Here is a 17,121-nt window from a genome sequence, read left to right as displayed (position 1 = left end):
GGTCAGCACGGCTGCTGCTACGGCTGGGACATGCGGTCGAACCCATGCGGTTTCCTCTCCTGCGACGGTCCCGGCGCTCCAGCGCTTCTGTCCGCCACAACAGCGGTGTGCCGCCGGGCATTCCCGGGCGTCACCCGAGTGACACGGCCCACCGCACGACACCGTCGGTGACGACCTTCAGTGCCTCCTCCTGGGTGAGCGGGGAGCGCTTGGGCACGGCGAGCCCGTGATCGGCGCCAGGCACCTCCACCAGCTCGAATCCCCCCTCGGGGAACTCCCCGGGCCGCCCGAAGGGATCATTGCCGCCCTGCACGACCAGGGTGGGCACCCCGGCCCCGAGCAGCTCGTCCGCACGGGACTTCTCAGGCTTGCCCGGCGGATGCAGCGGGAAGCTCAGCGCGAGCACGGCCCGGGCGCCCAGCTCGGTCGCGGTACGGCAGGCGACCCGGGCCCCCGCGCTGCGCCCACCGGCGATCACCGGCAGCCCCATCCCGGCGACCGCGGGCCAGACACCGCGCCAGCCCGCGTCCAGGGTCTTGGGCGCCGGGGCGACCTTCTTCCCCGCGACCCGCCACGGCTGCTCGACCAGCGCCACAGTCACCCCGTGCTCCGGCAGCACCCTCGCGAGCGCCCGCAGATCCCGCGCCTCGACACCCCCGCCCGCCCCATGACTCACAGCCAGCACAAACCGCGCGTCCTTCGCCCGGTGCCAGGTGAGGCGGGCGGTCCCGATGTCGGTCTCGACGATCTCGATCACGGGGTTCCTCCGCCGTCAGGACGAGTGGTCGTCCGCCGAGGCGCCGCCGAACCCGGCCTCCAGGCGGTAAACGATCTCGGAGTTGAGGGACCTGCGGGCGAGCTTGGCCTGAGCGACCAGCCACTCGTGCAGGTCGGCGGGCAGGCGGAGGGTGATGCGCTTCTCTTCAACCATGACTCCAAAGTAGTGGATTTCCACCTCTTGAAGAGTGTCAAAATGACACCATGACGACACCGGACCAGGGCTCGCCGGACATCGGGCACGCCCGGTATACCTACCGCCTACGCGTGTCGTCGACCGCCCGCACCGGCCTTGAGGCCGAATGGGCACGCTGCCGGTGGGTCTGGAACGAATGCGTGGCCATGTCCCGCAAAGTCCACGCCCTGAACCGGGACGCCGCCGAGAAGACGACATGCGGCCCGGCGCAGCTCGACAAGATGCTGACCGAGGCCCGCACGGCCATGGGATGGCTGCGTGAGGGCTCATCCGTGCCGCAGCAGCAGGCCATCCGTGACTTCGGCAAGTCCCGCGCCAAGGCGCTCAAGGACGTAACGGTGGTGTGGTCCCGCGAACTCTCGACCGCCCTTTCCTCGGTGCGCGTGTACCAGGACGCGGTCGGACACTGGTACGGGTCGTTCGTCGTCGCCGCCCCGGCACAACCACTCCCGGAAACGGGGGCCGTCCTCGGCGTGGACTGGGGCGTGAAGGAGACAGCCACCACCACGTCCGACGCCCACAACCTTCCTCATCCGCAGCACGGCAGGAACACCGCCCAGCGCCTCGCCTGCTACCAGCGCATGACGGCCCGGCGGAAGCCCGCCAAGGGACAGGCGGCCTCGCGCGGCTACCGGCAGGCGCGGAAGCAGACGGCGAAGCTGCACAAGAAGGTGGCGCGGCAGCGGCAGGACACCGCCCGTAAATGGGCCAAGCGCGTCGTCCGCGACCACGACGCGATCGCCGTCGAGGACTTCCGCCCGAGGTTCCTCGCGAAGACCACCATGGCCCGCAAGGCCGCCGACGCGGCGATCGGCGCCACCAAGCGGGCCCTGATCGAGATGGCCCGCAAACACGGACGGGACATCCGCCTCGTCCACCCCGCGCACACCACCATGGACTGCGCAACGTGCGGAGCGAGAACCAAGCACGCACTCCCTCTCGCGGAACGTACCTACACCTGCACCGCGTGCGGAGCCTCGTCCCCCAGGGACAAGAACTCCGCCCGCGTGATGCTCGTCCGGGCTGGTCTCGACCCGGCTGGCGCTGAGGGCGTAAGACCTCCCGGGCCGCTGGTCCGGGAGGCAGCCTGAGCCAGGAATCTCCGCACTTCAGGCGGAGAGGACGTCAAATCAGAAGAGTGTGCCCTCCTCCGGTCCCTCCAGTTCCTTCAGCAGTTCTGGGCCGTTGTTGCGGACGTTGCTGACGGCGGTGGGGACCGGGTAGGCGCGCATCAGGCCCTCGGGGGGCGGGGTGAGGAGGGGGCGCAGGGCGTCGGGGTCGGTGCGGGTGGGGTCGAGCCAGGTGTCCCAGCGGTCCGGGGTGAGCATCAGGGGCATCCGGGGGTGGATGTCGGCGAGTGCGTGCGGGCCCTCGGCGGGGGCGACGGCGAGCGGGGCCCGCTCGGCCTCGGTAGTGATCACCGAGCAGGTCGCCCACCAGGCGCGGGGGTCGTCGGGGGGCAGGGTGCCGTCGCGCCAGAACTCGTAGAGCCCGGCCATGGCGAACACCGAGCCGTCGGCGGGCAGCACGAAGTACGGCTGCTTGCGGGGCCGCTTCTTCCTGCCCTCGACCTCCAGCTCGCGTTCTTTCTCGCCGGTGACCCACTCGAAGTAGCCGTCGGCGGGCAGGATGCAGCGGCGGGCGGCGAAGGCGCGGCGGAAGGCGGGCTTCTCGTGCACGGTCTCGGCGCGGGCGTTGATCATCCGGGCGGCGCCCTCCGGGGTCTTGGCCCAGGACGGCACCAGTCCCCACTTGAGTCTGCGCAGCTGGCGAACCGGACGGCGGTCGTCCGCGTCTTTGAGAGGACGGTCCAGGACGGCGTAGACCTCCTTGGTCGGGGCCACGTTGTAGTCCGGTTCGAGGGTTTCCTCGGCGTCCCACTTCTGGATCTCAAAGATTTCCGCGAGATCCTCGGGCCTACGACTCGACGCATACCGTCCGCACATACGTGCCACAGTGCCAGATCCAGCCCAGGCGATCACGCCTTACGACGACCGACGACCCTTACGACGACAGGGAGCCACCCGCAGCCATGGACAGCAGTACCGCCGCCGGTCTCTGGGACCGGCTCATCGGCACCCAGCCGGGACCGAACTTCTGGGTGGTCGTGGCCACGCTGGCCGCCGCGCTCGTCGCGGTGGTGCCGCACCGGCTGTGGCGCGTCTCCCGCAACGCGATCACGATCGCGCACGAGGGCGGTCACGGGCTGACCGCGCTGGTCACCGGGCGCCGGCTGACGGGGATACGTCTGCACTCCGACACCAGCGGCCTCACCCTCAGCCGGGGCAAGCCGTACGGCCTCGGCATGATCCTGACGGCCGCCGCCGGTTACACCGCCCCGTCCCTGCTGGGCCTCGGCGGCGCTGCCCTGCTCGCGGACGGCCGCATCACCCTGCTCCTGTGGGTGGCGACGGCGCTCCTGCTGGCGATGCTGGTGATGATCCGCAACGCCTACGGCGTCCTCACCGTGGTGCTGACCGGCGGCACCTTCCTGCTGATCTCCTGGCTCGCGGACTCCCAGGTCCAGGCGGCCTTCGCGTACGCGGTGGTCTGGTTCCTCCTCCTCGGCGGCGTCCGCCCCCCGTTCGAGCTGCAGTCTAAGCGCCGCCACGGCGAGGCCGGGGACTCCGACGCCGACCAGCTCGCCCGTCTCACCCACGTCCCGCCGGCCCTGTGGCTGTTCCTCTTCCACGCGGTGTCGGTGTGCTCGCTCATCGGGGGCGGAGGGTGGCTGCTGGGGCAGCGGTGAGAGCGGCCCCGGCCCCGAGCGCCCGCCGTACCCCGTCCACCCCGTGGACGCCCCCGTGGACGCGGCCCGTACGGCGGGCGCTCGGGCAGGGGGCGCCTTATAGAGTGGGCCCATGCCCGAAATCCCCGCCCTCTGGCCCGCCCCGCACGCGACCGGACCCGTCGACGCGACGGTTCATGTGCCCGGGTCCAAGTCGGTCACCAACCGTGCTCTCGTGCTCGCCGCTCTCGCCTCGGAGCCGGGGTGGCTGCGCAGGCCGCTGCGGTCGCGCGACACGCTGCTGATGGCCGGGGCGCTGCGGGCGATGGGTGTGGAGATCGAGGAGGGGGTCGGCCCGGACGGTTCCGGGGAGGCCTGGCGGGTGCTGCCCACGGGGCTGCGCGGCGGGGCGACGGTGGACGTGGGCAACGCGGGCACCGTGATGCGCTTCCTGCCGCCCGTGGCCGCGCTGGCCGACGGCCCGGTCCGCTTCGACGGCGACCCGCGCTCCTACGAGCGTCCGCTGCACGGCGTGATCGACGCGCTGCGCGCGCTCGGCGCCCGGATCGACGACGACGGCCGGGGCGCGCTCCCACTGACCGTGCACGGTGTCGGGGCGCTGGACGGCGGCCCGGTGTCGGTCGACGCGTCCTCGTCCTCGCAGTTCGTCTCCGCGCTGCTGCTGTCCGCCCCGCGCTTCAACCAGGGCGTGGAGGTCCGCCACACCGGCGCGACGCTGCCCTCGATGCCGCACATCCGGATGACCGTGGACATGCTGCGCGCGGTCGGCGCCCAGGTGGACACCCCGGAGTCGGGCGGCGAGCCGAACGTGTGGCGGGTGACCCCGGGCGCCCTGCTCGGCCGGGACCTGACGATCGAGCCGGACCTGTCCAACGCCCAGCCGTTCCTGGCGGCGGCCCTGGTCACCGGCGGCAAGGTGCTGATCCCGGACTGGCCCGAGCGCACCACCCAGCCGGGTGACCGGCTGCGGGAGATCTTCACCGAGATGGGTGGTTCCTGCGAACTCACCGAGTACGGGCTGGTGTTCACCGGTTCCGGCGCGATCCACGGCATCGACGTGGACCTCGGTGACGTCGGTGAGCTGACCCCGGGCATCGCCGCGGTCGCCGCGCTGGCCGACTCTCCCTCGACCCTGCGGGGCGTGGCCCATCTGCGGCTGCACGAGACGGACCGGCTGGCCGCGCTCACCAAGGAGATCAACGAGCTGGGCGGCGATGTCACGGAGACGGCGGACGGTCTGCACATCCGCCCCCGCCCGTTGCACGGCGGCGTCTTCCACACCTACGAGGACCACCGCATGGCCACGGCCGGCGCGGTCATCGGTCTGGCGGTGAAGGACGTGACGATCGAGAACGTGGCGACGACCGCGAAGACCCTGCCCGACTTCCCCGAGCTGTGGGCCGGGATGCTCGGGAACTGACGGGCGGACTGAAGCCATGCGCCGCTACGGCAAGCACACCGACGAGGACGACATCCGGACCCGTCCCAACCGCAAGGGCAACCGCCCGCGGACTCATATCCGCCCCAAGCACGAGGACGCGGCCGAGGGCATGGTCCTCACCGTGGACCGGGGACGGCTGACCTGTCTGGTCGACGGCCGCACGGTGACCGCGATGAAGGCCCGCGAACTGGGCCGCAAGGCGGCAGTGGTGGGCGACCGGGTGGCGCTCGTCGGTGATCTGTCCGGCACGAAGGACACCCTCGCGCGGATCGTCCGCATCGAGGAGCGCGGTTCGGTGCTGCGCCGCACCGCCGACGACGACGATCCCTATGAGCGCGTGGTGGTGGCCAACGCCGACCAGCTCGCCATCGTCACCGCTCTCGCGGACCCCGAGCCCCGTCCCCGGCTGATCGACCGCTGTCTGGTCGCGGCGTTCGACGGCGGCCTGGAGCCGCTCCTTGTGATGACCAAGTCGGACCTGGCCTCGCCGGACAAGTTCCTCGAGCTGTACGGCGATCTGGACATCCCCTACGTGGTCACCAGCCGCGAGGAGCTGGCGAGCGGGGCCGCGGCGGAGCTGGTGCGCGAGCATCTGGACGGCCGGATCACGGCGTTCGTCGGCCACTCCGGCGTCGGCAAGACGACCCTGGTCAACGCGCTGGTCCCGGAGGACCGGCAGCGTACGACGGGTCATGTCAACGCGGTGACCGGGCGCGGGCGGCACACCACGACCTCCGCGCTCGCGCTGCCGCTCGAGGACGGCCGGGGCTGGGTCGTGGACACCCCGGGCGTACGGTCCTTCGGGCTGGCGCACATCGACCCCTCGCGCGTGATCCACGCCTTCCCGGACCTGGAGCCGGGCACGGAGGGCTGTCCGCGCGCGTGCGGCCACGACGAGCCCGACTGCGCGCTGGACGCGTGGGTGGCCGAGGGTCACGCGGACCCGGCGCGGCTGTACTCGCTGCGCAGGCTGCTGTCGACGCGGGAGCGCAGGGAAGGCGACTGAGCCTCGTGTGGTTTGCCGGGGTCCGGGGCCGGTAAGTGCATAATCGCACCGAGCCGGAGATCCGGACCTACGGGAGGACAGCACATGGCGTGGCTGCTGGTCATCGTCGCCGGGCTTCTGGAGACCGGCTTCGCCGTGTGTCTGAAGCTCTCGCACGGCTTCACCCGGCTGTGGCCGACGATCGCCTTCGCCGCGTTCGCGCTGGGCAGCTTCGGACTGCTGACCCTCGCCCTGAAGAAGCTGGACGTGGGCCCGGCCTACGCCGTGTGGACGGGCATCGGCGCGGCGGGCACCGCGATCTACGGCATGGTCTTCCTGGGCGACCTGGTGTCCGCCCTGAAGATCGTCTCGATCTGCCTGGTCATCGCCGGGGTGATCGGCCTCCAGCTCTCGGGCTCGGCGCACTAGGGCCACCGGGTCCAATGATTCCGCCGGAGCCGCCGGTTCCGTCTCACGTCGGCAGCACCTCGCGCACCCGCGGGAAGTGGCAGGCGGCCCCGTCGCCCTCGAACCGCGGCACCTCGTGCGCGCACCGCTCGCGTTCGTCCGCGCCCAGTGCGGCCTGGAGCGGGCAGCGGGCCCGGAAGGGGCAGCCGTCGTGGCGGCGGGTGGGGCTCGGCGGGTCTCCGGCGAGCAGGATGCGCCGCCGGGCCCGCTCGCGCACCGGGTCGGGCAGCGGTACGGCGGACAGCAGGGCCTGGGTGTAGGGGTGCCGGGGCCGGGCGAAGACCTCGTCGACGGGCCCGGCCTCCACCGTGCGGCCGAGGTAGACGACGCTCACCCGGTCCGCGATGTTCCGCACGACCGACAGATCGTGGGAGACGAGCAGATAGGCGAGCCCCAGCTCCTCCTTCAGCCGCTGGAGCAGGTCGAGCACTTCGGCCTGGACGGACACGTCGAGCGCGGAGACGGGTTCGTCCAGGAGCAGGAGTTCGGGTTCGACGGACAGGGCGCGGGCGATGCCGATGCGCTGGCGCTGGCCGCCGGAGAACTCGTGCGGGTAGCGGTCGGCGTGGTCGGGGTTCAGGCCGACCCGGGCGAGCAGCCCCGGCACCGCGCGGGCGGCGCTCGCCCGGTCGGCGCCCTGGGCGCGCAGCGGCTCGGCGACGATGTCGCCGACCGGCATCCGGGGGTCGAGCGAGGCCATCGGGTCCTGGAAGACGACCTGGACGCGCCGTCGCAGCTCCCGCCGCTCGGTGCGGCCGAGGGTGCCGTACCGCCGTCCGAACAGCTCGACGGTGCCGCCCTCGGGTGCGGCGAGTTCGAGGAGTTCGAAGAGGGTGGTCGACTTGCCGGAGCCCGACTCCCCCACGAGGGCCAGCGTCTGGCCGCGCCGCAGATCGAGGTCGATCCCGTCGACGGCGTGGACGGTGCCGGTCCGGCGGCGCAGGACTCCGCCGGTGCGCACGGGGAAGGTGCGGGTGAGCCCGCGCACTGTGAGCACCGGTTCGCCGGTGGCGGGCGTGGGGACGCGCGAGGTGTCCAACCTGGGGACGGCGGCGAGCAGTTCGCGGGTGTACGGCTCCTTCGGTGTGCCGTAGACCTGCTCGGCGGTGCCCTGTTCGACCACGCGGCCCTCGCGCATGACGGCGACCCGGTCGGCCGTGCCCGCGATGACGCCGAGGTCGTGGCTGACGAGCAACACGGCGGCGCCGGTGGTGCGTTGGGCGGTGCGCAGGACATCGAGGATCTGCGCCTGGATGGTGACGTCGAGGGCGGTGGTGGGTTCGTCGGCGAGGAGGACGTCGGGTTCGTTGGCGATCGCCATGGCGATCATGGCGCGCTGGCGCATGCCGCCGGAGAACTCGTGCGGGAACGCCCGTGCACGCAGGGCGGGTTCGGGGATGCCGACGAGGTCGAGCAGTTCGACGGCGCGGGCGGCCGCCTGGGTGCGGGAGACGTCGTGGTGGGCGCGGACGGCCTCCGCGATCTGGTCCCCGATGCGGTGGACGGGGGTGAAGGCGGACAGCGGGTCCTGGAAGACCATCGCGATCCGGCGCCCCCGGATGTCGTCGAGTGCGCGTTCGGGCGCTCCGAGGAGTTCGGTGCCGTCGAGGCGTACGGAGCCGCGTGCGGTGGCGTTGCCGGGGAGCAGGCCGAGGATCGCGAGGGCGGTGGCGGACTTGCCGGAGCCGGACTCCCCGACCAGGCCGAGGACTTCGCCTCGGCCGAGGGTGAGGTGTACGTCGCGTACGGCGGGTCTGCCGTCGAAGTCGACGTCCAGGCCGGTGACTTGGAGCAGTGGGGGCACGGTCACCGGGTCACCGCCCCGGCGGTGGGGTCCAGGGCATCGCGCAGTCCGTCGCCGACGAGGTTGACGGCGAGGACGAGCACGACGAGCAGTCCGGCGGCGAAGAAGAACATCCACGGGTAGGTCACGGCCGCGCCCGTGCCGGAGGCGATCAGGGTGCCGAGGGACACGTCGGGCGGCTGGACGCCGAAGCCGAAGAAGGACAGCGCGGTCTCGCTCATCACGGCGCCGCCGACCTGGATGGTGGCGTCGATGATCAGGAAGGAGGCGACGTTGGGCAGCACGTGCCGCCAGATGATCCGGAAGGGCCCGACGCCCATGTACCGCGCGGCGCGCACGAATTCGCGCTCCTTCAGGCTCAGGGTCATGGACCGTACGACCCGTGCGGTGATCATCCAGCCGAAGACGGCGAGGAGCCCCACGAGGGCGAACCAGCCGCTGGAGCGCAGCCGGGGCGAGACGATCGCGATGATCAGGAAGGACGGGAAGACGAGCAGCAGATCGACGGCGAAGGTCAGCAGCCGGTCGGCCCAGCCGCCGAAGTAGCCCGCGCAGGCGCCGACCAGCGAGGCGAGCCCGGTGGACAGGACGGCCACCAGCAGCCCGATGACCAGGGACTTCTGCAGTCCGCGCACGGTCTGCGCGAACACGTCCTGTCCGATCCGGTTGGTGCCCCACCAGTGGTCGGCGTCGGGGGCGGCGCGCAGCGCGGTGTAGTCGACGTGGCTGTAGGACCACGGGGTGAGGTACGGCCCGGCGAAGGCGAGCAGGAACAGCAGCGCGAGCACGATCGCTCCGGCGAGGGCTGCCCGGTGCCGTACGAAGCGGCGCAGCACGAGGGCGGCGCGGCCTGCCGGGACCTTCGCGGCAGGGGCAGGGGCGGGGACGGGGGGCGGGGTGGGGGTCATCGGGCCTGCCGGACGCGGGGATCGAGGGCGGCGTGCAGCAGGTCGGCGAGGAAGCCGGACAGGAGCACGGTGACGGCGGCGAACACATTGACGGCGACGACGGAGTTGACGTCGTTCTTGCCGATGGACGCCACGAACCACTCGCCCATGCCGTGCCAGCCGAAGATCGTCTCGGTGAAGGTGGCGCCGGTGAACAGGGCGAGGAAGCCGTAGGAGAAGTACGTCGACATGGGCACGAGGGCGGTGCGCAGCCCGTGCCGGAGCAGGGCTGTCCTGCGGCTGAGCCCCTTGGCGCGCGCGGTGCGCAGGAAGTCGGAGCCGAGCACGTCGAGCATGGCGCTGCGCTGGTAGCGGCTGTAGCTCGCGGCGGCGAACAGGGCGACGGAGAGGGTGGGCAGCAGCAGATGCCCGGCGCGGTCGCCGAGGACGGCCCAGAAGCCGCCGGTCAGGCCCGGGGTCTTCTCGCCGGTGAACCGGAGATCGGTGCCGGTGGTCTGGTTGACCCAGATCGCGCCGGTCTTCAGCAGGATCGCCAGCAGGAAGACGGGGGTCGAAAGCAGCGCGAAGGAGACGACGGTGAGCGCGCGGTCGCTGAGCCGGTACTGGCGGGCGGCCGTCCAGGCCCCGGCGAGGACTCCGGCGGCCGTGCCGAGGACGGTGCCCGCGAGCAGCAGCCGCAGGCTGACCCCGAGGCGGCGGCCGAACTCGGCGTTCACGGAGGTGCCGTCGATGGTCTGTCCCAGGTCGCCGTGCAGGGCGCGCCCGCCCCAGTGCAGGAAGCGGTCGCGCAGCGGCTCGTGGTCGTTGACGCCCAGCTCGGTGAGGTGGTGGTCCACGGCGCTCGCGGACAGCGGCGGCTGCCGGCCCTCGTAGGCGGCGCGCGGATCGAGCGCCAGGGAGGCCAGGAAGTAGGACAGGCAGACGGCGGCCAGGAGCAGCACGGCGTGATAGCCGAGGCGTTTGGCCAGGTAGGAGGGCACGTCAGAAATGGTCCAGTCCTCTTGTTGCGGCAACATGAAGAGAACATGTCAGTAATCCCGGGGCCCTCCCCCGGTGGTCGTGCGCCGTTCTACGTTCTGCCCGTCGGGTCCGGCCCGGCACGGCCGGGCTCCGCCGCCCGGTCCGGGAGATTCCGCCGACCCCGCAAAGGACACCGCCATGCGTCACGCCTCCGCCGCAGCCTGGATCGCCGCCACGGCGGCCGTCGCGTCGCTGGTGACCGGCTGCGGCTCCCCGGACCACTCCGCCCCGCACAAGCAGGCGGCGCCCAAGGCCGACGGCCAGGACGTCAACGCCCATCCGCTCTCCGACCTCAAGCAGGGCGGACGCCTGAACCTGGGGATCACGCAGTGGATCACCCAGTACAACATCAACACCGTCGACGGCTCCCAGGGCGACGCCCAGGAGCTGGCGCGCACGGTCCTGCCCGACCTCTTCGACTCCGACGCCAAGGGCGCGATCCACGCCAACCCCGACTTCCTCCTCTCGGCGAAGGTCACCTCCACCTCACCGCAGACGGTCGAGTACCGGCTGAACCCCGAGGCGAAGTGGTCCGACGGCACCCCGCTCGGCTGGCGCGACTTCCACGCCCAGTGGCAGGCCCTCAGCGGCCGCGACAAGGCGTACGAGGCCGCCGACATCTCCGGCTACGACCAGATCTCCGAGGTGGCGCGGGGCAAGGACGCGCACACCGTCGAGGTCACCTTCTCCTCGCCGTACGCCGACTGGCAGCGGCTGTTCGACCCGCTCTACCCGGCGCAGTACACCGACAGCCCGAAGAAGTTCAACACGGGCTGGGCGGAGAAGGCCCCGGTCACCGGCAACGCCTTCCGGATCGGGTCGTACGACAAGACCGCGCAGACCATCACCCTGGTGCCCGACGCGAAGTGGTGGGGGAACAAGCCGAAGCTGGACGCGATCGTCTTCCGCGTCCTGGACTTCAGCGCGCGCGCCGAGGCGTACCTCAACAAGGAGCTGGACAGCGCGACCGCGCTGCTGCCCGAGGACTACCAGCGGCTGGTGAAGGCGCCGGGCACGGACATCCGGCGGGGTGCGCGCTGGGACGAGGTGCACATCACGCTCAATGGCGGGCGCGGGCCGCTGAAGGACCTGCGGGTGCGTCAGGCGGTCCAGCACGCCGTCGACCGCAAGGGCATCAACGAGGCGTTCTCGAAGGACCTCTCCTTCCGGCTCGCCCCGCTCGACAACCACTTCTTCATGCCCAACCAGCAGGGCTACCACGACACCTCGGGCGGCCACGCGACGTACGACCCGAAGGCGGCGGCCGAGCTGCTGGACGCGGCGGGCTGGAAGGCCGACGGCGAGGGCAGGCCGCGCACCAAGGGCGGCAAGCGGCTCACCCTGGACTACGTGCTCAGCTCCGGCAGCACCTCCGCCCAGTTCGACCAGGCCGAGCTGGTCCAGCAGCAGCTGGCCCAGGCCGGGATCAAGGTGAACCTGAAGAAGGTCCCGGCCAACGACTACTTCAACCAGTTCGTGAACCGGGGCGACTTCGACCTGACCAGCTTCCGCAACGTCGACGCCGTCTTCCTCACCACGCTCACCCCGGTCTTCCAGCAGCCGCACGGCCGCAACCTCTTCCAGAACTTCGGCTCGGTCGGCTCCCCGAAGATCGACGCCCTGCTGAAGAAGGCGGGTCAGAGCACCGACCGCGCCGAGGCGATCAGGCTCTACAACGAGGCCGACACCGAGATCTGGCGGCTGGGCCACTCCATCGAGCTGTACCAGCGGCCCGAGATCAACGCGGTCCGCAGCGACCTGGCCAACTACGGCTCGACCGGCCTCGCGGACGTCGACTACACGAAGGTCGGCTGGCTGAAGAAGGCCGCGAAGTAGCTCACGGCTGCCGCCCGCGCAGGGCACCGCCGATCAGGCCCGCCATGCCGCCCGCGCCCGGCGGCACCGCCACGCAGGACAGCGCGATACGGGCCGCCAGCTCGCAGGAGAAGGCGAGTTCGGCCACCTCGGCGGGGGCGGCGCCGGGCGCGGACAGCGCGGTGACCGCCCGGTCCCGCACGATCCGCAGCAGATCGCCGGGCGAGGGCAGCGGTCCGTCCGCGCGGCGCTGCGCCGGGACGGCGGAGGTGGACGGCACCCCGGACAGGACCGGCGCGGGCAGCCGCTCGCTCCAGCACCCGGTGAGCATGGCCCGCACCAGCGCGTTCTCCCGGGCCGCGGACGCCGTCCACTCGGCGGTGGCGGTCAGCCGCTCGTGCGGGTCGGCGTGTGTGGCGAGCGCGCGCTCCACCCCGGCGAGATAGCCGTCGGCCTCGCGCCGCACCAGCGCCCTGGCCAGGCCGTCCTTGCTGCCGAACTCGTTGTACAGGGTCTGCCGGGACACCCCGGCGGACGCGGCCACGTCGACCATGCGCACCGCGGACCACGGCCTGCGAGTGAGTGCGGTGAACGCGGCGTCCAGCAGCGATTCCCGGGCTGCGGGCATCATCGTCTCCCTGGGGGCGAGCGACTCTGCGCCCAGGTTTGACGCGCGCCGGGGCACTGTCAAGGGGCCGGGAGGCCCCAGGGGGCGCGCTTCGGACAGCACGCCCCTTCGCGCGCCCCGTGCCGTCCGCACATCCTCGCGCACCCCCGTGTGGCCCGGTCGCGGTCCTGGCCGATACCGTTCGTCACATGCCGGACTATCTCGACGACCTGCGCCTCGCCCACGTTCTCGCGGACGCGGCCGACGCCGCGACCATGGCCCGCTTCAAGGCGCTCGACCTGAAGGTGGAGACGAAGCCGGACATGACGCCGGTGAGCGAGGCCGACAAGGCGGCGGAGGAGGTCGTGCGCGGCCAGCTCCAGCGGGCCCGCCCGCGCGACGCGGTCCTCGGCGAGGAGTACGGCGTCGAGGGCACCGGTCCGCGCCGCTGGGTGATCGACCCGATCGACGGCACCAAGAACTATGTACGCGGCGTCCCGGTGTGGGCGACGCTCATCTCGCTGATGGAGGCGGGCGAGGGCGGCTTCCGGCCGGTCGTGGGCCTGGTCTCCGCCCCCGCGCTCGGGCGCCGCTGGTGGGCCGCCGAGGGCCACGGCGCCTTCACCGGGCGCAGCCTGACCTCCGCCTCCCGCATCCATGTCTCCGGCGTGGAACGGCTCGCGGACGCCTCCTTCGCCTACTCCTCGCTGACCGGCTGGGAGGACCAGGGTCGCCTGAACGGCTTCCTGGACCTGACCCGCGCGGTGTGGCGCACGCGCGCGTACGGCGACTTCTGGCCCTACATGATGGTGGCCGAGGGCGCCGTGGACATCTGCGCGGAGCCGGAGCTGTCCCTGTGGGACATGGCCGCCAACGCGATCATCGTCACCGAGGCGGGCGGCACCTTCACCGGCCTGGACGGCAGGCACGGACCGCACAGCGGCAACGCGGCGGCCTCCAACGGCCCGCTGCACGAGGAGCTGCTGGGGTATCTCAACCAGCGCGACTGACCCGTCGCCCGCGCGAGCTGACCTCACCGGCCCGGCACCGGCGCGGTCGGCGCGACCCGGCCCCCGGCGTGCCCCGTACGCCCGCAGCGGGCCGCACGCGCCCCCTTGTTGACCACCTCTTTACCTGGCAGTCTGGGAAGCGACCCCACTTGTGAATTCGTGAATCCGCGCTCGCGCCCGGGTTCCGAGGAGGTGGCTCCATCCCATGCTCGTCCGTGACGCCATGAGCACGGTGGTCCTCACCGTCGGCCCCACCCACACCCTCCGCCAGGCAGCCGCCCTGATGTCCGCGCGCCATGTCGGCGCCGCCGTGGTCCTGGACCCCGACGCCGCGGGCGGCACGGGCATCCTCACCGAGCGCGACGTCCTGAACTCCGTCGGCCTCGGCCAGAACCCCGACACGGAGACCGTTCACACGCACGCCACCACCACCACCGCCGTCGTCTTCGCCGCCCCGACCTGGACGCTGCGGGAGGCGGCCCGCGCCATGACGCACGGCGGCTTCCGGCACCTGGTCGTCCTGGACGGCGGCGAACCCGTCGGCATCGTCTCGGTCCGCGACATCATCCGCTGCTGGGCATCCGCACGGGAGCCGGAACCGGCCCTCTGACCTGCCCCTCCGCCCGGCCCGAGACCCGGCCGCGCACACCCGCGTCCACATTGGATCGCGTCCAAGACGATTCGCGTTCCAAAATCACACATGTTCGGGATCTGAGCTGGTGGCTGTTACGCTGGCTGCCATGAGTGACCTTCTGGAACGGCTGCGTGGACGCGGCTGGCGTATGACCGCGCAGCGCCGCGTCGTCGCCGAGGTTCTCGACGGAGAGCACGTCCATCTGACCGCCGACGAGGTCCACGCGCGCGCGGTGGTCAAGCTGCCGGAGATCTCCCGCGCGACCGTCTACAACACGCTGGGCGAGCTGGTCTCCCTCGGCGAGGTCCTGGAGGTCTCCACGGACCGCCGCGCCAAGCGCTACGACCCCAACGCGCACCGCCCGCACCACCACCTGGTCTGCGCCCGCTGCGGCGCGATCCGGGACGTGCACCCGACCGGCGACCCGCTGGCCGACCTCCCCGCCACCGAACGCTTCGGCTTCGCGGTCTCGGACGTCGAGGTGACGTACCGGGGGCTGTGCCCGGACTGCGCGGGCGCCTGACCGTTTCTCCGCCGCTCCTCCTCCGGGGGGCGGCGCACCCATGTCCGCACCCTTGTCCGCAGGCAAGCACACACAACGACCGAGGGCCGGAATCCATCTCTGGATTCCGGCCCTCGGGCTTCAGTAGCGGGGACAGGATTTGAACCTGCGACCTCTGGGTTATGAGCCCAGCGAGCTACCGAGCTGCTCCACCCCGCGTCGGTGAATATGACACTACGCGAGACCTGCCCGGCGAGGCAAATCCATTCGGCGCTGCCCGTTCGGCCAGGTCACGCCGACGGCAGGTCACGCCGACAGCTCCTCGCGCAGCGCGTCCCGCAGCCGGGCCGCCCGCCGGGCCACCTCCTCCGGGCCCAGCTCCACGGCCCGGTCGGCCCAGCGCTGTCCCTCGGCCAGCTCGCCGCGCCGGGCGCAGACGAGCGCGAGGCGCAGCGCCGCCCGGCCGTGGCCCGCGTCGGCGGCGCGCTCCCACCACACCGCCGCCTCCGGCTCGCTGCCCTCGCGGGCCAGCAGCAGCCCGAGGTTGAAGGCGCCGTTGCGCGAGCCCGCCTCGGCCGCCTCCCGGTACCAGCGCGCGGCCTCGACCACGTCGCCCCGGGCCGCCGCCAGCATGCCGACCCGCACCTGCGCGCGCCGGTGCCCCAGACAGGCCGCCCGCTCGTACCACTCCTCGCACTCGCTCTTGTCGTGCGTGCTCTCGCCCAGCTCGTGCGCGGGCTCCGGCGGGCGCCGCGCGTCGAGCACGGCGGCCAGCCGGTAGGCGGCCTCGGCGCTGCCGCCCCCCGCGGCGCAGCGCAGATACCGTTCTGCGGCCTGTTCGTCGCCCTCGCGCAGCCGGGCGATGCCGACCTGGAGCGCGGCCTCGTGGTGCCCGGCCGCCGCCGCGCGCTCGTACCAGCGCAGGGCGCTCGCGGCGTCCTCCTCGGTGCTGCGTCCGGAGTGCAGGATGCCGAGGTTGAAGGCGGCGTCCACGCTCCCGGCCTCGGCCGCCTTGGAGAACCAGGGCTCGGCGCCCCGCGTGTCGCCGACCTGGAGCAGCAGGATGGCCAGCGCGTTGGCGGCCTCCCGGTGCCCGGCGTAAGCGGCCCGCCGGTACCACTGCTCGGCCTGGGCGGTGCGGCCCTGCTCGGCGCAGAGCAGGCCGAGGTTGTAGGCGCCGTTGTCGTCCCCGGCATCCAGGGCCGCCCGGTACCAGCGCTCGGCGGTCTGGGTCTCGCCGCGCTCGGCGTGCAGCGCGCCGAGCGCGTTGGCCGCGTTGCCGTCGCCGCCCTGGGCCGCGCGCAGCCACCAGGTGGCGGCGCCCTCGGTGTCGCCCGCGTCGCGCAGCAGGAAGGCGAGCGCACAGGCGGCGCGGGCCTCGCCCTCCTTGGCGGCGGTCAGATACCAGCGGCCGGCCTCCTTCAGCTCGCCGCGCCGCTCCAGGATGCCGCCGAGGTACAGCGCGGCGAGGCCGTGGCCGCGCGCGGCGGCCTGCCGGTACCACTGCTCGGCCTCCGCGAGGGCGTCCCGGTCCGCGCTGCCGCGCCCCACGCCCAGTTCGGCCTTGAGGTCCAGGGCGCGCGCGAGACGGTAGGCGGCCTCCCGGTGGCCGCGCTCGGCGGCGGCCCGCAGCCAGCGCCGGGCGTCGGCGTCGCCGCGGTGGTCCAGCAGATCGGCGAGCGCGTAGGCGCCGAGCACATGGCCCTGTTCGGCGGACTGGCGCAGCCAGTACTCGGCGGCGGGTTCGTCGCCGCGCTCACGGTGGTGGCGGCCGAGGGCGTGCGCGGCGGCGGCCGATCCGGCCACGGCGGCGATCCGCCACCAGTCGGCGGCCTCGTCGGGGTAGCCGCGCTGGTGCAGCAGGACGCCGAGGTTGTTGGCGGCGGCCCGGTCACCGGCCGCGCTCGCGGCTCTCAACTGCGGCTCGGCGCCGTCCAGATCGCCCCGGCGCAGCAGGATGGCCCCGAGGAGGCTGGCCGCCTCGGCGTCACCGGTGCGCGCCGCCATGCGCAGGCGCACCTCCTCGGCGGCTTCCCCCGTCTCGTCGATGGACGGCTCCTCGCCCGAAGGCTGTGCAAATCGCCCCGTTCCGAACAGAGTTGCCTTGTCCCCCATAACGTCCATCGTCGCACCACCTGCAACCTGGGTACACCCGGTGTACCGCAGTCCGTGAGGTCACTTCAGCGTTTTGTCGACATGCCCACA

At 72.5% G+C, this 17,121-nt stretch carries 17 protein-coding genes and 1 tRNA gene; 9 read left to right on the top strand and 9 right to left on the bottom strand.

Annotated features, from left to right (window positions below; genetic code table 11):
- Positions 1 to 130: 130 nt before the first annotated feature.
- Positions 131 to 757 (bottom strand): alpha/beta family hydrolase, encoded by a 627-nt coding sequence (locus tag B079_RS0103615; protein ID WP_018544414.1) that lies wholly within the window; start codon positions 755 to 757, stop codon positions 131 to 133.
- A 15-nt stretch (positions 758 to 772) separates the two neighbouring features.
- Positions 773 to 931 (bottom strand): Arc family DNA-binding protein, encoded by a 159-nt coding sequence (locus tag B079_RS33585; RefSeq protein WP_018544413.1) that lies wholly within the window; start codon positions 929 to 931, stop codon positions 773 to 775.
- 50 nt (positions 932 to 981) lie between these two features.
- Between B079_RS33585 and B079_RS0103605 the strand changes: the two genes are divergently transcribed.
- Positions 982 to 2,064 (top strand): RNA-guided endonuclease InsQ/TnpB family protein, encoded by a 1,083-nt coding sequence (locus tag B079_RS0103605; protein ID WP_051094942.1) that lies wholly within the window; start codon positions 982 to 984, stop codon positions 2,062 to 2,064.
- A 39-nt stretch (positions 2,065 to 2,103) separates the two neighbouring features.
- Here B079_RS0103605 and B079_RS0103600 read toward each other — a convergent pair whose 3' ends face one another.
- Entirely contained in the window at positions 2,104 to 2,919 is an 816-nt protein-coding gene (locus B079_RS0103600; RefSeq protein WP_026248315.1) for an SOS response-associated peptidase, read from the bottom strand.
- A gap of 86 nt (positions 2,920 to 3,005) precedes the next feature.
- On the opposite strand from B079_RS0103600, the gene B079_RS0103595 reads away from it, so the two are divergent.
- The 4 genes from B079_RS0103595 to B079_RS0103580 all read left to right on the top strand — a co-directional run bounded on the left by B079_RS0103595 (position 3,006) and on the right by B079_RS0103580 (position 6,577).
- Positions 3,006 to 3,722 (top strand): M50 family metallopeptidase, encoded by a 717-nt coding sequence (locus B079_RS0103595; protein ID WP_018544410.1) that lies wholly within the window; start codon positions 3,006 to 3,008, stop codon positions 3,720 to 3,722.
- A 112-nt stretch (positions 3,723 to 3,834) separates the two neighbouring features.
- Positions 3,835 to 5,142, top strand: a complete 1,308-nt coding sequence (aroA, locus tag B079_RS0103590) for a 3-phosphoshikimate 1-carboxyvinyltransferase (RefSeq protein ID WP_018544409.1) — start codon at positions 3,835 to 3,837, stop codon at positions 5,140 to 5,142.
- 16 nt (positions 5,143 to 5,158) lie between these two features.
- Complete coding sequence (gene rsgA, locus B079_RS0103585) at positions 5,159 to 6,169, top strand: ribosome small subunit-dependent GTPase A (protein ID WP_018544408.1); 1,011 nt, start codon at positions 5,159 to 5,161, stop codon at positions 6,167 to 6,169.
- A gap of 84 nt (positions 6,170 to 6,253) precedes the next feature.
- Positions 6,254 to 6,577, top strand: a complete 324-nt coding sequence (locus tag B079_RS0103580; protein ID WP_018544407.1) for a DMT family transporter — start codon at positions 6,254 to 6,256, stop codon at positions 6,575 to 6,577.
- Between the two features lie 43 nt (positions 6,578 to 6,620).
- On the opposite strand, the gene B079_RS0103575 is transcribed toward B079_RS0103580, so the two are convergent.
- The 3 genes from B079_RS0103575 to B079_RS0103565 are packed head-to-tail and all read right to left on the bottom strand — an operon-like array spanning position 6,621 to position 10,308.
- The gene (locus tag B079_RS0103575) at positions 6,621 to 8,426 is read right to left on the bottom strand and encodes an ABC transporter ATP-binding protein (protein WP_018544406.1); all 1,806 of its coding nucleotides are present in this window, start codon (positions 8,424 to 8,426) and stop codon (positions 6,621 to 6,623) included.
- On the bottom strand, positions 8,423 to 9,328 hold the full coding sequence (locus B079_RS0103570) for an ABC transporter permease (protein ID WP_026248314.1): 906 nt from the start codon (positions 9,326 to 9,328) through the stop codon (positions 8,423 to 8,425). Before B079_RS0103570 ends, B079_RS0103575 begins: the two co-directional genes overlap by 4 nt.
- Positions 9,325 to 10,308 carry an ABC transporter permease gene (locus B079_RS0103565; RefSeq protein ID WP_018544404.1) on the bottom strand — a complete coding sequence of 328 codons (984 nt, stop codon included), beginning with the start codon at positions 10,306 to 10,308 and terminating at the stop codon, positions 9,325 to 9,327. The genes B079_RS0103570 and B079_RS0103565 overlap by 4 nt, the downstream gene beginning before the upstream one ends.
- Positions 10,309 to 10,486: 178 nt before the next feature.
- Here B079_RS0103565 and B079_RS0103560 point away from each other — a divergent pair, with 178 nt between their 5' ends.
- On the top strand, positions 10,487 to 12,184 hold the full coding sequence (locus tag B079_RS0103560) for an ABC transporter family substrate-binding protein (protein ID WP_018544403.1): 1,698 nt from the start codon (positions 10,487 to 10,489) through the stop codon (positions 12,182 to 12,184).
- 1 nt (position 12,185) lies between these two features.
- Here B079_RS0103560 and B079_RS0103555 read toward each other — a convergent pair whose 3' ends face one another.
- Positions 12,186 to 12,794, bottom strand: a complete 609-nt coding sequence (locus B079_RS0103555) for a TetR/AcrR family transcriptional regulator (protein WP_026248313.1) — start codon at positions 12,792 to 12,794, stop codon at positions 12,186 to 12,188.
- Positions 12,795 to 12,979: 185 nt separating this feature from the next.
- Between B079_RS0103555 and hisN the strand changes: the two genes are divergently transcribed.
- From hisN to B079_RS0103540, 3 genes are all read left to right on the top strand, one after another.
- On the top strand, positions 12,980 to 13,780 hold the full coding sequence (hisN, locus tag B079_RS0103550; protein ID WP_018544401.1) for a histidinol-phosphatase: 801 nt from the start codon (positions 12,980 to 12,982) through the stop codon (positions 13,778 to 13,780).
- Between the two features lie 205 nt (positions 13,781 to 13,985).
- Complete coding sequence (locus B079_RS0103545) at positions 13,986 to 14,390, top strand: cyclic nucleotide-binding/CBS domain-containing protein (protein WP_018544400.1); 405 nt, start codon at positions 13,986 to 13,988, stop codon at positions 14,388 to 14,390.
- A 130-nt stretch (positions 14,391 to 14,520) separates the two neighbouring features.
- Positions 14,521 to 14,937, top strand: coding sequence for a Fur family transcriptional regulator (locus B079_RS0103540; RefSeq protein WP_026248312.1), 417 nt, complete (start codon positions 14,521 to 14,523; stop codon positions 14,935 to 14,937).
- Between the two features lie 124 nt (positions 14,938 to 15,061).
- Here the strand turns inward: B079_RS0103540 and B079_RS0103535 are convergent.
- Together B079_RS0103535 and B079_RS0103530 are read right to left on the bottom strand one after the other, a co-directional pair.
- Positions 15,062 to 15,135 (bottom strand) — tRNA-Met (locus B079_RS0103535).
- Between the two features lie 87 nt (positions 15,136 to 15,222).
- A complete protein-coding gene (locus B079_RS0103530) occupies positions 15,223 to 17,040 on the bottom strand; it encodes a tetratricopeptide repeat protein (protein WP_051094940.1) in 1,818 nt (605 codons plus the stop codon).
- Between the last annotated feature and the right edge of the window lie 81 nt (positions 17,041 to 17,121).

Origin of the sequence: Streptomyces sp. LaPpAH-108 (assembly GCF_000373625.1) — a bacterium.
GTDB lineage: Bacteria > Actinomycetota > Actinomycetes > Streptomycetales > Streptomycetaceae > Streptomyces.
The sequence above is the reverse complement of the archived record's forward strand: the minus strand, read 5'-3'. Positions and strand labels throughout refer to the sequence as shown.

Coding starts and splice junctions, on each gene's coding strand:
- B079_RS0103605 (WP_051094942.1), top strand. CDS start 982: ATGACGACACCGGACCAGGGCTCGCCGGACATCGGGCACGCCCGGTAT.
- B079_RS33585 (WP_018544413.1), bottom strand. CDS start 931: ATGGTTGAAGAGAAGCGCATCACCCTCCGCCTGCCCGCCGACCTGCAC.
- B079_RS0103580 (WP_018544407.1), top strand. CDS start 6,254: ATGGCGTGGCTGCTGGTCATCGTCGCCGGGCTTCTGGAGACCGGCTTC.
- hisN (WP_018544401.1), top strand. CDS start 12,980: ATGCCGGACTATCTCGACGACCTGCGCCTCGCCCACGTTCTCGCGGAC.
- B079_RS0103600 (WP_026248315.1), bottom strand. CDS start 2,919: ATGTGCGGACGGTATGCGTCGAGTCGTAGGCCCGAGGATCTCGCGGAA.
- B079_RS0103560 (WP_018544403.1), top strand. CDS start 10,487: ATGCGTCACGCCTCCGCCGCAGCCTGGATCGCCGCCACGGCGGCCGTC.
- rsgA (WP_018544408.1), top strand. CDS start 5,159: ATGCGCCGCTACGGCAAGCACACCGACGAGGACGACATCCGGACCCGT.
- B079_RS0103545 (WP_018544400.1), top strand. CDS start 13,986: ATGCTCGTCCGTGACGCCATGAGCACGGTGGTCCTCACCGTCGGCCCC.
- B079_RS0103570 (WP_026248314.1), bottom strand. CDS start 9,328: ATGACCCCCACCCCGCCCCCCGTCCCCGCCCCTGCCCCTGCCGCGAAG.
- B079_RS0103555 (WP_026248313.1), bottom strand. CDS start 12,794: ATGATGCCCGCAGCCCGGGAATCGCTGCTGGACGCCGCGTTCACCGCA.
- aroA (WP_018544409.1), top strand. CDS start 3,835: ATGCCCGAAATCCCCGCCCTCTGGCCCGCCCCGCACGCGACCGGACCC.
- B079_RS0103540 (WP_026248312.1), top strand. CDS start 14,521: ATGAGTGACCTTCTGGAACGGCTGCGTGGACGCGGCTGGCGTATGACC.
- B079_RS0103595 (WP_018544410.1), top strand. CDS start 3,006: ATGGACAGCAGTACCGCCGCCGGTCTCTGGGACCGGCTCATCGGCACC.
- B079_RS0103530 (WP_051094940.1), bottom strand. CDS start 17,040: ATGGACGTTATGGGGGACAAGGCAACTCTGTTCGGAACGGGGCGATTT.